Consider the following 12,517-nt stretch of genomic DNA (forward strand, 5'->3'; position numbering starts at 1 on the left):
GGTTTTATCTGCAGTGAATCGCAGTAATGCCATCTGTCATTTATTTCTGTCCTGCTATATGCTATGTGGCTGCTTTGGAAATAGCACCTTCACTCTCAATCCACCAGCAGTTGCGCCGTAACTGCAGTTCGTTATTTCAACACTGCCACCATGTACAGCAGTGATGGCCTTGACTGTCGCCAGCCCCAGACCCAAGCCATCCTTATCTGTATCAAGACGATAAAAGCGCTCGCCAAGTTGCGCCAGGCTGTCCTGCGGCACGCCGGGTCCATCATCTTCAATGATTAGGATGACACTGGTATCGTTGCTCGATATACTTATTTTCACCGCATGGCTGGCATATTTCACTGCGTTGTCAATGAGGTTGGCGCATACGTTACCCAACAATGGCGCATCCCCCTGAACAGTACAGGGCTCGTGCGCCTGCAGGCACACGGAAATATTGCGATCTTCTGCCAGGGCGTAATAAAGATCGGTTAAATCAGCGGCAATCAGATCCAGACGACAGGGCACTAACGGTTTTCTTCTGACACCGGCTTCCAGTTCGGAAATCTGCAGGAGCTGGCCGAGCAGTGCGGTGAGCGCATCGGTCTCCAGTGCCACTCGGTCTACCGTTTCAGCCAGTTCGTCGTGCGAGGCACCTGCAATTTGTGCAGATCGCAGGCGTCCCTGTATTCGCATAAGAGGCGTACGCAGTTCGTGCGCAATGCTGTCGGACACGTGACGTACTCCTTTCATCAACTTTTCCACGCGGTCGAGCATGGCGTTGACGTCCTGGCTTAATTGGCTGAATTCATCCGGTGCTGACATTTCCGGAACACGCAAGGACAGTTGCCCGGGACCGATGCGTCTTGCGGTGGTTCGCAGTGTTCTGACGCTACGCTCCAGTTTTCGTCGGAAAATATATGTACCCGAAGCGATCAGCAGAAGTGCTAAAGCCACGGCGGTTCCCATGCCGCGTAAAATCATGGCACTGACATGCTCGATTTTCCCTGACTCGCGTCCGATCAATAGTGCGTGTCCATCAGGAAATTGTGTGCGCTTGAAATAGCCGACAACCTGCATGCCGTTCACTTTCACAACAGTTTCGAACATCCCCGATGCTACCGGATAATGCGTTGCCTCCTCGATATTACCCGCCAGTACATTGCCATTATGATCGGACAGAAGAAACAGATCGTCGGCACCATCCAGTTCATCTGCAATGGCGCGGTTCACTGCGACAGACACGGCAGCGATATTGCCTGTAGCAAACTCAAGCGCCAGTCGCTGCTCTGCATGGTCAATCTGTTCTGATAGCTGCGTGCGCATCACGCCGATAACCTGTACATAGATAAAAGCCAGGAGAACCAGCGTGGTGACGATAGCCAGCAACCCATAGCTCAGCGTCAGATGAAAAGCAATCGAATCCCGATAGCGGCCTATGATTTGGCGGCAGAGGGCCAGGCTACCTGCTATCGAGCGCGACGTCACGTTGCTTACCGAGTTTCGCTGATGGCGAAGTGATCGGACAGTGTATATCCGGCCCCACGCACGGTATGGATCAGTGGCTTGTCTGATCCTGAGTCAACCTTTTTGCGCAAGCGGCTGACCTGCACATCGATCACGTTTGACTGCGGGTCGAAACGATAGTCCCAAACATGTTCCAGCAGCATGGTTCTGGTTACTGTGTTATTCGCGTTCAACATCAGATACGTGAGCAGGCGGAATTCCCGCGGTTGCAGCGCGAGTGGTCTGCCCGCACGCTCGGCCTTGCGTTTGTCCAGATAGGCGATCAGGTCGTCTACCTGCAGACGCTGTTGATGTACATGAGCGTCGGAACGTCGCACCAGCGCGTTAAGACGGGCAACCAGTTCAGAAAACGAAAAGGGCTTAACCAGGTAGTCGTCACCACCGGCGTTCAGCCCGGTGACGCGTTCGTCTATTCCTGTCAATGCACTGAGCACCAGTACCGGTGTTTTTCGTCCGACTGCGCGCAATGAAGAGAGAATGGACAGTCCGTCAATCCTGTTCGGTAACATCCGGTCCAGAATAATCACATCCCAGGTGGATTCCATCGCGAGCGGCAGCGCATGTACGCCATTATCACAGATGACACAGACGTGGCCGAGTTCGGTCAGTCCTTTCGTAATATAACGTGCATTCTCTAAATCATCTTCAATCACCAGGCAACGCCACATCCAATACTCACTTTCCAAGAGTTCGCTGCGCAAGGCAGACGGTTGTTGATATTGTCCAGTCGATAAGAAAAATGCGTTGTTTACGCTCTGATTGTTTCTGCTTTGACTGACCTTAGGGACGACGCCTGCACCTCACGATCCATAGCCGGATGGCCGCAGTAGCGTGTAGCTTGCAGTAGCGTGTAGCTTGCACCTTGTTGAAAACAGGCGGGGCAGGCGCATCGTCAGGCTATCATCTCAAATATAAAAGAGAAGAACAATCAATCTTGCCAGATGGTAATCAGGGCGTAATGTTCGGCAGGATCATTCATCGCATAATTTCCCTTCGTTTATTTTTGGTTCACCAGGATATTGCAACAAAGCAAAGCTGGATGGTGTTCCATTCTGGAGGAGACAGATGCGGTTAAAGTTCAGTATTAACAGACGCGATGCGTGGGCATCCGGGTTGCTTTGCGCCTTGGGCCTTGGCACGGTGCTGCAGGGAAGCAGCTATTCAATGGGTACGATGTCGCAAATGGGCCCGGGTTTTTTTCCGGTGCTGGTTGGGGCGTTGCTGATGCTCGTTGGCCTGCTGTGCCTGATTGTATCGGGTTTGAGCAAGGATGAGGAGGAGGAAGAGAAAATCGGTTCTCCGGAATGGCGAGGATGGTTTTGTATCGTCGCCGGTGTGCTCGCTTTCATTGCACTCGGTCAATATGGCGGTCTGGTGCCGGCAACCTTCGCATTGGTGTTTATTTCTGCGCTGGGCGATCGCACACATACCTTGCGCAGCGCCTTGCTTCTGTCGGTGTTTGTGACCATCATTGGCATTGTTATTTTTTCCTGGGGGCTGGAGCTACAGTTTCCCATGTTCAGCTGGGGTTAACAGATGGAGATTTTATCGAATTTAATGCACGGCTTTGGCGTCGCCTTTCAGCTGGATAATCTGATGTGGGCGATATTTGGCGTGTTTATGGGAAACGTGATTGGCGTGTTGCCCGGTATGGGCGTGCTGGCTGCCATCTCCATTCTTCTTCCCCTGACCTATGCGATGACACCGACCGCAGCGTTGGTCATGCTGGCCGGGATCTATTATGGTTCGCAGTACGGCGGCGGCATTACTTCAATTATGCTGAATCTGCCCGGTACGGCTTCGCACGCCGTCGCATGTCTTGACGGTAATCCGCTGGCCCGAAATGGCAAGGCAGGATCGGCTTTGTTTATGCTGATGCTGTCTTCTTTCTGCGGAGCAACCGTTGGCATTCTGGCCATGATTCTGTTTTCACCGATGCTGGTGGAGGTTGCGTTCCGCTTTGGGCCTGCCGAGTATTTTTCCATGATGATGCTGGGACTGCTGGCCGGTGCAACCCTGGCAAAGGGATCGGCGGTCAAGGGCGTGGCCATGGTTATCGTTGGTCTTATACTTGGCGTGGTGGGCACCGACGTTAACAGTGGTGTTGCACGCTTTGATTTTGGTTTTCCGGAACTCCAGGATGGCCTGCAGATCGTGGCGCTGGCCATGGGACTGTTTGGTATTGCAGACTTTCTGAAAAATATCAACAAAGTTGGCACTGAACATACCAAGGCGCTGGGCAAGGTGACTACACGCTCGCTGCGTCCGCAGAAAGGGGATATCAAGGCTTCGCGAGGCGCGTTGCTGAGAGGGACGGGCATTGGTGCGGCATTTGGCATTTTGCCAGGCACAGGCCCTACGATTGCGTCATTTATTGCCTACGCCACGGAAAAGAAAGTGGCCAGGGAACCACGTCGTTTCGGACGCGGTGCAATTGAAGGCATTGCCGCACCTGAGGCGGCCACCAGTGCCTCCACTCAGACCAGCTTTATTCCTACCCTGAGCCTGGGGATACCCGGCGATCCGGTTATGGCACTGATGCTGGGCGCGCTGATTATCCATGGCATCCAGCCTGGTCCGCAAATGGTCGTCGAGCATGCTGACATGTTCTGGGGGCTGATTGCCAGCTTCTGGGTTGGAAATATCGTATTGCTGGTTCTGAATTTGCCATTGATTGGCATGTGGATCCGGCTGCTATCGGTACCCTTTAAGCACTTGTATCCGGCTGCACTGTTTTTTGTCTGCGTGGGTGTATACAGTACCAACAACAATCTGTTTGATGTGGGTATGGTGCTGTTGTTTGGGGTGATAGGTTACCTGTTCATGCGCCTGCGATTTGAAGCCGCGCCCTTGCTTCTGGGGTTTGTGCTCGGGCCTATGGTAGAAGAGAACTTCCGCAGGGCGCTGTTATTGTCGCGGGGTGATCCCATGGTTTTTGTTGAGCGGCCAATCAGCCTGGCGTTTATTACGGCTGCCATATTGCTGATTGCCGGCCTGGTTTATTCAACATGGCGCGCAAGCAGCCGACCAGGGCAAATGGCGACAGCAACGTAATATAAATTGCAGTGGGTGGTTTGCAGGCTGGCATGTTTGGGGTTGTTTTTAACCTGGTTGTGCCAGCCTGCTGCATTTTGCATTTACAGTTAATATAAGCAATGTGTCGCAAGATGATCGAGCTAATATTGTAAAACGATAAAATCAGGATACAAAGCGGCGTTGACGGTGCTTGTTTTCAGGGGATATAAGTGCAAAGAGCCTTACTCATTATCGATATGCAAAAATTTGTAGTGGACAGAGTTGAACGGGGTGTCCAGTACTATCGAGAGTGTCCGTAATTTTGTGTTTGGGTCTATGATTGTCTTGAAGGAGGCAGACCATGACACAAGAGAACAAGAAGGAACCCAGAGGGATACCCAAGGGAAGGTTGCCGGCCAGCGCTAAGCAGCTACTGGATGACATGGTGACCGGTCCGATGACGCCTGAGGCGGTGCAGGACGCATTTACACTGCTCAAGAAGGCGTTCATTGAACGCGCGCTCGGCGCTGAGCTGGGCCACCATCTGGGTTACTCCAGTGGGCAGACCAAGCCTGAGTCGAGTCAGAATCAGCGCAATGGCAGCAGCGCCAAGACGGTGCTGACCGACACGGGGCCGGTGCGCCTGGATATACCCCGGGATCGCGATGGCAGCTTTGAACCGATTCTGATTCCCAAGCACGAGCGTCGTTTTACCGGGTTCGACGATAAGATCGTCGCGATGTATGCTCGGGGAATGAGCGTGCGCGAGATCCAGGCGTTTCTGGCTGAGCAGTACGGCACCAACGTCTCTGCTGACTTTATCAGCTCAGTCACTGACCAGGTCATAGAGCAAGTGCAGGCCTGGCAGGTGCGGGCGCTTGAACCGATGTATCCTGTCGTGTTCTTCGATGCGCTACGCGTTAAGATTCGCGATGAAGGCGTCGTACGCAACAAGGCGGTCTACATGGCTCTGGCCGTGCTGCCAGACGGCACCCGTGAGATTCTGGGATTGTGGATCGAGAACACAGAAGGAGCCAAGTTCTGGATGCGCGTCTTTAACGAGCTAAGGACGCGCGGCGTGCAGGACATACTGATTGCAGTGACCGACGGTCTTAAAGGCATGCCCGATGCGCTTGAGGCCGTATTCCCCGCTACGACACTGCAAACGTGCATCGTTCATCTCATTCGCAACAGTCTGAGCTATGTCAGCTGGAATGATCGGAAGAAGCTCAGTTCAGCACTGCATCCGATCTATAGAGCGACCAACGTCCAGACCGCTGAACAAGCGCTGCAAGCTTTTGCTCAGGGACCATGGGGTCAGAAGTACCCGATGATCGCGACCGCCTGGGAGCGGGCCTGGGAACAGGTCATTCCCTTCTTTGCCTTCCCGCTCGAAATACGCCGCATTATCTACACGACCAACGCTATTGAAAGCGTTAACGCGCAGTTGCGTAAGATCATTAAAACACGCGGGCAATTCCCGACCGATGACGCCGCCTTGAAGTTGTTGTGGCTGGCTATTCGCAATATCACCATCAAATGGGGATCCTCCACACACTACTGGAAGTCAGCCATGCAACAATTTGCTATCCTATACGAGGAGCGATTTACCGATGCCTATCACTATCGAGAATCAGCATCACAGGAAAAATAGGCAGAAAAATGACTTACCTTAACTGCCCGAACACAAAAAATCTGACACTCCCGTACTATCCTCAAAATTGCATACAAAATATGCAATATATTCTTGATCAATTCCGACAGGCTGGTAATCCTATTTTGCACGTTCGCCATCAGTCAGCCGAGCCCGAGTCTATTTTTCACAAGCAGTCGCCGTTGTCGTTACCGCTGCCAGCCTTCGAAGCAGTAACAGGCGAGCCTGTATTTATTAAAAGTACGTCGTCTGCTTTCAGTTCAACAGATCTCTTTTCCTATCTGCAGATAGCCGGAATTTCAGCGCTGGTCGTTATCGGTGCTGTTGCGGGCTTCTGTGTTAATTCGACTGTTAGGTCGGGATCTGATTTGGGATTGACGATGACCGTAGTGGAAGACGCCGTTATTAGCTTCGAACTTGATCAATGTGAGTTGGAGGCCGCCCAGCTTCATCGTGCGACGCTTGCTTTATTGGCGGCAGACTTTGCTACGGTCACTGCGTGTTCGCAGTTACAGGTCTATTGATAGCGTTGTGTATTTCAAAGCGTTGCCCCGGACCTCCGCCAGCGTTCTCTAGTACGTCGTTGCTAAAGATGCTTGACGCTCTGCGTAGCACACAAAGCGTCAATTTTTAATTCACTCGCACTAACTATTGCCCGCGTATTCTTTGACTGTCGTGCTTGTTCACCAGCACCAGAATCAATGCCAGCAGCGACACAGCCGCACCGACAATAAAAGTATATTCGGCACCAAAACTATCCCAGGTCAACCCGGCGACGACGCTGGCAAACAGCATGGCAATGCCGCTCACCAGATTAAAAAAGCCAAACGCAGTACCGCGCAGATCTGCCGGTGCGGTGTCTGCAACCATGGTGGCCAGCAGTCCCTGGGTCATTCCCATATGCAGTCCCCAAATGGCAACGCCGATAATTACAAATGCCCAATGATTGCTGCTTGCCAGCACCAGATCAGCAATGATCAGTACAACCAGTCCCAACGCCAGGAGCGTACGATGGCTCATGCGATCGGACAATATACCTATCGGATAAGCCGACAGCGAATAGACCAGGTTCATGATAACCAGCGCCAACGGCACCAGCGCGAGGGCCATGCCGCCTTGCTGAGCCCTGAGCACCAGAAAAGCCTCACTGAATCTGGCCAGGGTAAACACGGCACCGATGAATACAACCCACCAATAAGACTGGCTCAGCCGTTTGATATTATCCAGTTTGATCGGATTGCTTCGTTTGGCTCCTTCTTTATGCGCAGGTTCTTTCAGGCCGAAGTAGAGTAACGCGACTGAAATAAATGCCGGGATGGCAGCAAGCCAGAAGATGGTACGGAAATCATTCGCCAGCAGGAACATCAATCCCACGGCCAGCAGCGGGCCCAGAAAGGCACCGATGGTATCCAAAGATTGGCGCAGGCCAAATGCGGCTCCCCGGATTTCGGGCGAAACCAGGTCGGCTACCAAAGCATCGCGCGGGGCACCGCGGATACCCTTGCCGATTCTATCGGCAAAACGCGCAGTAAACACCATGCCCGGTGTTCCGGCCATCGCGAAGAAAGGTTTGGACAGTGCCCCCAGGCCATAACCCAGAACGGCAAGGCCCTTGCGTTTACCCAAATAATCACTTAATGCGCCAGAGAAGATCTTGACGATCAATGCCGTCGCCTCGGCGATGCCTTCGATGGCACCCACCACAAACATACTGGCACCCAGCGTGGATACCATGAAAATAGGCAGCAGACTATGGATGATTTCAGATGAAATATCCATAAACATACTGACAAAGCCGAGTATCCAAATACCTTTTGGGATTTTCGCGGGCGAGGAGGGCGATTGGGGCTTCATTGTTCGGTGGCTCACAATAGAAAGGTGGTGATGCTGACAACGGCTGGAGCGTGTTTATGTGCGAGCATTTTTGATGAGGATGCGGGGGAATGGGCCATCTGCTGGCGTAGCGATTTTGGGCGCGTAAACCAATGGATTAGATGGGATTGTTTGAATTGCTGTGAGTATAAATCGAAGCGCTAGGATGTTGTGAAATAAGAATCATTCTTCTTAAAATTTAAGCGCGTCCCATGTATGGGACCACCGACGGTCGCGGTGCCGGAGTTAATTCGTTAATTGAACAGGCTGCTCACAGCGATGATCGTTATTGCCAGGGCAGCGCCGATCAACAAAGAATACCAATTGTGCTTGGACTGCATTTTGGATGCATCTGCATTCAGCCTGGCGGTTACGGCCATCAGCTTGGAGATGTCCTCTGCTGTCTTGGTGGCGTTCTGAAAACCCCGGCTAAAGCCTTTGCATTAGCCGCGTAAGTTGAGCAGAAAATGCTGGGTCATTACAGATAAGAGGGCAAAACCAATACCAAAAGTTAATAGATGCCCATACTCGACCCAGCCTTTTGATCTCATTAACATGTAACGAGCGGACGGGTATTGATTACAAAAAATATAGCCAGCGAGCAAAGCTAAAGCAAGACCTAGCGCTTCCATTTGTTTTAGATTGCGACTTTTTTACTTTTATTTACGCGGATTTTTGAGCTTAACGTCACTTGTTTTTTTGCAGCAATCATTAATTTTTTCCGAACGTCTGCATTCGCTGTATTTAAGCGAACGCTGCCATCGAAATTAACAATTAGCGTGTCATTAGGGTTTTGACGAAAATTGTTCAGAAATTTCTTGAGCATTTCTCACCCTCTTTTTAAATAAGCACTGTAAATATACACGCTAAGTAAACATCAAGAAATTAACTGAGCTGCGAGTTGAAAGCTGAGTTTGTGTGTTGATGGTTGTACTTATGCTGTAATTACTCCGCAAAAGTACTTGCAGATGACAATATAAAAGACTTTAATTTTGATGTCAGCCTGAATAACAATAAATACAAAAACTAAATTTATTTTTGTAACTAATTGATTTTAATATTATTTTTTTGGTGCCGATAATAGGAGTCGAACCTACGACCTTCGCATTACGAATGCGCTGCTCTACCAACTGAGCTATATCGGCATCGGCAATCTTACGAAGTCAAAAATTCTACCACATTTTTTTATTGCGGGCTTGCGGCAGCGTATTTGATGAATATCTGCCCGCAAGTCTGCATAGATGCAAAGGCGGTTGACGGCTCAACAGGCCTTAACGGCGGCGTGGATTCGACGGGCCGGTAGGTGCACGACCGGCAATGTGACGGAAGGTGATGCGACCTTTACTCAGGTCATAAGGGGACATTTCCAGGGTGACTTTATCGCCGGCCAGAATACGGATGTGGTGCTTGCGCATTTTGCCGCCGGTGTACGCAATAATAGGGTGTCCGTTATCCAGCGTGACCCGGAAGCGGGAATCGGGCAATACTTCTGTTACAGATCCACTCATTTCAAGTAGTTCTTCTTTTGCCATATATTGTTCTCCTGTAAAGATTAATAATCAACGGCAGGATGCGGTGCAAAGTGGTGCAACCCAGGGGGCGCGAACACACAAGCCACAGCATGATGCCGGAAAATGCAAATGCGGATGCCAGGCGCTTTCGCAGAAAGCTGATTCTGCATTACTACTCACGAACGCGGGTCGTATTGCAGTCTGAAAAAAATGATGTATATGAACAGAAAACGATGCTTCTGCTGCCATCAAGTGAGGGAAGTTATCCGTTTGAACTTGGTATGGTTCACAAGGTCATACCGACGGAAGGCGTTGAGTCTGTTCGTGAAGGCTTTGGTGGGGTATGACCGTCACGACTTGTTGGATTATGTTTTTATATGGGACTGTACGTTGTTTATTATACACTCAATTGTGATATTCCCTAAAACTTGTTGTGTTTTTGGAACACAATAGCGCCGTTTTTTACTGTTTTAGGAAAAATCCGTCGCTTTTTGGTCAATCGGTCAGCTCTTTACCTTTTGTTTCCGGCAGTAAAAACGTGGTGAGCAAGACCAGAATATAGGCGCCGGTGGCAAACGCAGCAATGGCACCGGCCAGGCCCATCGACTGGCTCAGATATCCGACCAGCCCGGGAAAGAGCGCACCCACACCACGTCCGAAATTATAGGAGAAGCCCTGACCGTTGGCGCGGATCGCGGATGGGTATAGTTCGGTCAGGTAAGCGCCAATGCCGCTGAAGATCCCCGATGCGGCAAAACCCAGGGGGAAGCCCAAGATCAGCATCTGTGTATTGCTAAGGGGCAGTTCTGTATACAGATAGATGCACACGCCAGATAGTACGGAAAACAGGATCAGGTTAGCTTTGCGTCCGAAGCGGTCGGCAAAGTACGCGCCAGCGATATAGCCGCAAAATGATCCGGCGATAATCACCAGCAGATAACTGCCTGTGCCGACCACAGATAAATGTCTTTCCGTTTTCAGAAAGGTGGGCAGCCAGGTGGTGATGGCATAGTAGCCGCCTTGCACACCAGTGCAGAGCAGGGCGGTGAGCATCGTGGTCTTTATAACATCTGGTGCGAAAATGCCCCAGATATTGGAAACATTTTTCTGTTCAAGTACTTTCTTTCTGAAAATTTCCGGCTCGGGCACATTGCGACGGATAAACAGCACCAGGAGGGCTGGCAGAACACCGATCCAGAACAGGCTGCGCCACGCCCATTCAGCGGGTAAGATCGAGAACATAAGCGTATAAATTAAGGCGGCGGCACCCCAGCCGATAGCCCAGCCGCTTTGGACGGTGCCTACCGCCTTGCCGCGGTGTTCAGCCCGGATGATTTCACCCATTAATACCGACCCGACGGCCCATTCGCCGCCGAAACCCAGCCCTTGCAGTGCCCGCAATACAAAAAATTGTTCGAAGTTCTGCGCAAAACCGATCAGTACGGTACAAACAGAAAACCACAGAATCGTAATCTGCAGGATACGTACCCGCCCATAACGATCAGCCAGGATACCCGCGCCCCAACCACCGATTGCCGAAAACAGCAAAGTGATGGTGCCCAGAATACCGGCTTCGGCATTGCTGATGCCCCACAACTGAATGATGGCGCTAATGACAAATGTGAACACCATGAAATCGAAGGCATCGGTTGCCCAGCCACCGAAAGCCGCGATAAAGGTATTTTTCTCGGTCCGGTTTAATTGTTTGTACCAGTTCATCTCCGTTCTCCAATGAGACTATATCTTTGGGTGCGATTTCGACACCGCTAATCGGGCGGAGCGCACCTGTTCTGTCAGGCTTTAAAGCCGTATAGGGCAGCAGGATTGTCTACCAGAATTTTGTTACGCTGGCGGGATTCGGGGGCCCATTTGGCAAGCTGCGCCAGCAGCAGGCCGGTATTAGGCATTCGTGGAATGGACACGTGAGGCCAGTCGCTGCCCCACAGCATGCGGTTTTCATTTGTGTTGATAAGGGCCTGGGCCCAAGGCACTACATCGGCAAAGTCCGGAAAATCGTCACTGATGCGATAGGCACCCGACAGTTTCACCCACCAGTCATGTTTTTCTATCAATTCCTGCATGGCCCGGAAACCCGGGTGATTGATGCTTTCGGCGACCGGCATATGGCCCATGTGGTCAATGACACCAGGCACGGGGAGTCGTTTAAGTCGCGGCAGCAATTCAGGTAACTGACGGGCATCCATCAGAAATTGCATATGCCAGCCGAACTCGGCGATCTTGCCGGCAAGGGTTTCCATTGCATCAAAGCCGGTTCCTCCGCCAAACAGTACATTGAGGCGCAGGCCCCTGACGCCCGCTTCGTGCATCTGTTGCAATTGCGTTTGTGTTACGTCTTCCCGCACAACAGCGATGCCTCGCAGTTTGTCCGGATGGCGTTGTAGCACCTTCAGCATATAGCGATTGTCATCACCGTAGACGCTGATTTGAATGAGTACGCCGCGTTGCATACCAGTGCGTTCAAGCATGGATAAATAGTTGGATTCAGGCGCGGCGGGAGGGGTGTAGCTGCGATTGGCAACAAACGGATAGGTGTTCGTATCGTCGGATACGACATGGGCGTGGGTATCGCAGGCGTTGGCAGGCAGTTCGAAGCCTGCCGGGGCGATCTCCTGCAGGGGGGCAAGACATAATTGCATGATCACTCCATTTAAAACACTGGGTGTTGCATGCGGTTTATAGTAGCAATGATCGGGGACGGATGTCTATTTTTATGTTATTTTTCAAACGGGCGCGCATGGGCTGGCTGTAATGCCGCGAGCGACGGATCAATCGCAAAAATGCCGCAAGCGGTATCTGGTTAAGCAATTTTTAAGATGCTCTACAATAACAATAAAAGCAGTCCACGCCTTAACGGAGAACGCGGACAAGCGCCCAGTGTCTGGTCTACTTTCTGTCTTGATTCGGACTCAAGCCTGACGCTGGATTTTTTCCA

General features: G+C 51.4%; 10 protein-coding genes and 1 tRNA gene. 4 read left to right on the plus strand and 7 right to left on the minus strand.

Annotated elements, in window-relative coordinates; translation table 11 throughout:
- Positions 1 to 54: 54 nt before the first annotated feature.
- Both MIM_RS09075 and MIM_RS09080 read right to left on the minus strand, forming a co-directional pair.
- Complete coding sequence (locus tag MIM_RS09075; RefSeq protein ID WP_025372434.1) at positions 55 to 1,473, minus strand: sensor histidine kinase; 1,419 nt, start codon at positions 1,471 to 1,473, stop codon at positions 55 to 57.
- A 5-nt stretch (positions 1,474 to 1,478) separates the two neighbouring features.
- Complete coding sequence (locus MIM_RS09080) at positions 1,479 to 2,180, minus strand: response regulator transcription factor (RefSeq protein ID WP_025372435.1); 702 nt, start codon at positions 2,178 to 2,180, stop codon at positions 1,479 to 1,481.
- Positions 2,181 to 2,577: 397 nt separating this feature from the next.
- Between MIM_RS09080 and MIM_RS09085 the strand changes: the two genes are divergently transcribed.
- From MIM_RS09085 to MIM_RS09100, 4 genes are all read left to right on the plus strand, one after another.
- A complete protein-coding gene (locus MIM_RS09085) occupies positions 2,578 to 3,045 on the plus strand; it encodes a tripartite tricarboxylate transporter TctB family protein (protein WP_025372436.1) in 468 nt (155 codons plus the stop codon).
- Positions 3,046 to 3,048: 3 nt separating this feature from the next.
- The gene (locus MIM_RS09090; RefSeq protein ID WP_025372437.1) at positions 3,049 to 4,566 is read left to right on the plus strand and encodes a tripartite tricarboxylate transporter permease; all 1,518 of its coding nucleotides are present in this window, start codon (positions 3,049 to 3,051) and stop codon (positions 4,564 to 4,566) included.
- Positions 4,567 to 4,888: 322 nt separating this feature from the next.
- A complete protein-coding gene (locus MIM_RS09095) occupies positions 4,889 to 6,181 on the plus strand; it encodes an IS256 family transposase (RefSeq protein ID WP_025372438.1) in 1,293 nt (430 codons plus the stop codon).
- An 8-nt stretch (positions 6,182 to 6,189) separates the two neighbouring features.
- Positions 6,190 to 6,705: an isochorismatase family protein gene (locus MIM_RS09100; protein WP_025372439.1), complete on the plus strand. Its 516-nt coding sequence runs from the start codon at positions 6,190 to 6,192 to the stop codon at positions 6,703 to 6,705.
- A gap of 124 nt (positions 6,706 to 6,829) precedes the next feature.
- Here MIM_RS09100 and MIM_RS09105 read toward each other — a convergent pair whose 3' ends face one another.
- The 5 genes from MIM_RS09105 to MIM_RS09130 all read right to left on the minus strand — a co-directional run bounded on the left by MIM_RS09105 (position 6,830) and on the right by MIM_RS09130 (position 12,221).
- Complete coding sequence (locus MIM_RS09105) at positions 6,830 to 8,035, minus strand: MFS transporter (RefSeq protein WP_025372440.1); 1,206 nt, start codon at positions 8,033 to 8,035, stop codon at positions 6,830 to 6,832.
- 1,087 nt (positions 8,036 to 9,122) lie between these two features.
- A tRNA-Thr gene (locus MIM_RS09110) sits at positions 9,123 to 9,198 on the minus strand.
- 126 nt (positions 9,199 to 9,324) lie between these two features.
- Positions 9,325 to 9,585, minus strand: a complete 261-nt coding sequence (gene infA, locus MIM_RS09115; protein ID WP_025372442.1) for a translation initiation factor IF-1 — start codon at positions 9,583 to 9,585, stop codon at positions 9,325 to 9,327.
- Between the two features lie 474 nt (positions 9,586 to 10,059).
- Positions 10,060 to 11,283 carry an MFS transporter gene (locus MIM_RS09125; RefSeq protein ID WP_025372444.1) on the minus strand — a complete coding sequence of 408 codons (1,224 nt, stop codon included), beginning with the start codon at positions 11,281 to 11,283 and terminating at the stop codon, positions 10,060 to 10,062.
- Positions 11,284 to 11,357: 74 nt separating this feature from the next.
- Entirely contained in the window at positions 11,358 to 12,221 is an 864-nt protein-coding gene (locus MIM_RS09130; protein ID WP_025372445.1) for an amidohydrolase family protein, read from the minus strand.
- Positions 12,222 to 12,517 lie beyond the last annotated feature (296 nt).

Origin of the sequence: Advenella mimigardefordensis DPN7, assembly GCF_000521505.1 — a bacterium.
Taxonomy (GTDB): Bacteria; Pseudomonadota; Gammaproteobacteria; order Burkholderiales; family Burkholderiaceae_B; genus Advenella; species Advenella mimigardefordensis.

Bases quoted from the DNA above. Each gene is read 5' to 3' on its own strand.
- MIM_RS09125 (WP_025372444.1), bottom strand. From the start codon at position 11,283: ATGAACTGGTACAAACAATTAAACCGGACCGAGAAAAATACCTTTATC.
- MIM_RS09130 (WP_025372445.1), bottom strand. From the start codon at position 12,221: ATGCAATTATGTCTTGCCCCCCTGCAGGAGATCGCCCCGGCAGGCTTC.
- MIM_RS09085 (WP_025372436.1), top strand. From the start codon at position 2,578: ATGCGGTTAAAGTTCAGTATTAACAGACGCGATGCGTGGGCATCCGGG.
- infA (WP_025372442.1), bottom strand. From the start codon at position 9,585: ATGGCAAAAGAAGAACTACTTGAAATGAGTGGATCTGTAACAGAAGTA.
- MIM_RS09095 (WP_025372438.1), top strand. From the start codon at position 4,889: ATGACACAAGAGAACAAGAAGGAACCCAGAGGGATACCCAAGGGAAGG.
- MIM_RS09105 (WP_025372440.1), bottom strand. From the start codon at position 8,035: ATGAAGCCCCAATCGCCCTCCTCGCCCGCGAAAATCCCAAAAGGTATT.
- MIM_RS09080 (WP_025372435.1), bottom strand. From the start codon at position 2,180: ATGTGGCGTTGCCTGGTGATTGAAGATGATTTAGAGAATGCACGTTAT.
- MIM_RS09090 (WP_025372437.1), top strand. From the start codon at position 3,049: ATGGAGATTTTATCGAATTTAATGCACGGCTTTGGCGTCGCCTTTCAG.
- MIM_RS09100 (WP_025372439.1), top strand. From the start codon at position 6,190: ATGACTTACCTTAACTGCCCGAACACAAAAAATCTGACACTCCCGTAC.